Below are 1,269 nucleotides of genomic sequence, written 5' to 3'. Positions count from 1 at the left end.
TGAGCAGCCCCCACCGGGTAGTCCGCTGTGACTGTTAGTGCATAAGCACCTCCGTCGCCAAGGTCGGTCGGAGGTGGAGCGAAGCGGAACTGGAGACCGGCCTTGGCGGTGCCGCCGTTTCCGGTGCCGGTGGACGGTAGCCGAGACGACTGTGCGGACGGACGGTGTTGTAATGGCGCCGCCAAACCTCGATCAGGATCCTGGCTTCGGCCAGACTGTAGAAGATCTCGCCGTTCAACAGCTCGTCGCGCAAGGAGCCGTTGAAACTCTCGTTGTAGCCATTCTCCCAAGGTGAGCCCGGTGTGATGTAGAGGGTCTTCACGCCGATCCGCCCGAGCCATTTCCGGACCGCGCCGGCGACGAACTCGCTGCCGTTATCGGACCGAATATGAGCAGGCGGTCCCCGCCAGATGAACAATTCGGCCAAGGCGGCCAGCACGTCCTCGTGGTTGAGTTTGCGGGCAACGATAAGTGCCAGGCATTCTCGGCTGAATTCGTCGATGACGGTAAGGATCCGGAATTTCCGACCATCATGGGTGCGTCCTTCGACGAAGTCATACGCCCAGACGTGGCCGGGATATTCCGGCCGCAGCCGAATGCAGGAGCCGTCATTAAGCCAGAGCCGGCCGCGCTTACGTTGTCGCTGAGGCACCTTGAGCCCTTCGCGTCGCCAGATTCGTTCGACCCGCTTATGGTTCACCGCCCAGCCGGCCGCATGCAGCAATGCCGTAATCCGGCGGTAGCCATAGCGCCCATATTGACTGGCCAGGGCGATGATATCCTCAGTCAGTGCCTCTTCGTCATCCGCCCCGCACGGCATCTTGCGCTGCGTCGACCGGTGCTGTCCCAGAACGCGGCACACTCGCCGCTCGGACACCGCCATCACGCTGCGAACATGGTCGATGCAGCGCCGTCGCCGCGCGGGGCTCAGAAGTTTCCCTTCGCCGCTTCCTGCAGGATGAGCTTGTCCAGCGTCAGGTCCGAGACCGCCCGACGAAGCCACGCATTCTCCTTCTCCAGTTCCTTCATCCGGCGAGCCTGATCGGTTTTCAGGCCGCCATACTCTTTGCGCCAGCGATAATAGGTCTGCTCGCTGACCCCAATCCGCCGGCAGGCTTCCGCAGCCGTCCCGCCCTGGCCCAGAACAATCTCGACCTCACGCAGCTTCCCGATGATCTCCTCGGGCTTGTGCTTCTTCAATGGCATCTGTCGTCCCTTCAGCAGTGAATTCCATCATACTCAATGGACCACCCGGAAGGGGGCACCTCA

1 protein-coding gene is annotated in these 1,269 nt (G+C 62.0%); it reads right to left on the bottom strand.

What is annotated here, in order from left to right:
* Positions 1 to 34: 34 nt before the first annotated feature.
* Positions 35 to 1,206 (bottom strand): IS3 family transposase gene (locus tag HLH34_RS19065; RefSeq protein ID WP_183121136.1). Its coding sequence is split into 2 segments (ribosomal slippage): positions 35 to 942 and positions 942 to 1,206, totalling 1,173 coding nucleotides; the frame shifts between segments, so codons are not numbered across the junction.
* Between the last annotated feature and the right edge of the window lie 63 nt (positions 1,207 to 1,269).

This window comes from Gluconacetobacter azotocaptans (assembly GCF_014174355.1).
In the GTDB taxonomy this organism is placed as follows: Bacteria; Pseudomonadota; Alphaproteobacteria; order Acetobacterales; family Acetobacteraceae; genus Gluconacetobacter; species Gluconacetobacter azotocaptans.
Note: the sequence above shows the minus strand (reverse complement) of the source record. Positions and strands in the feature narration are given on the sequence as shown.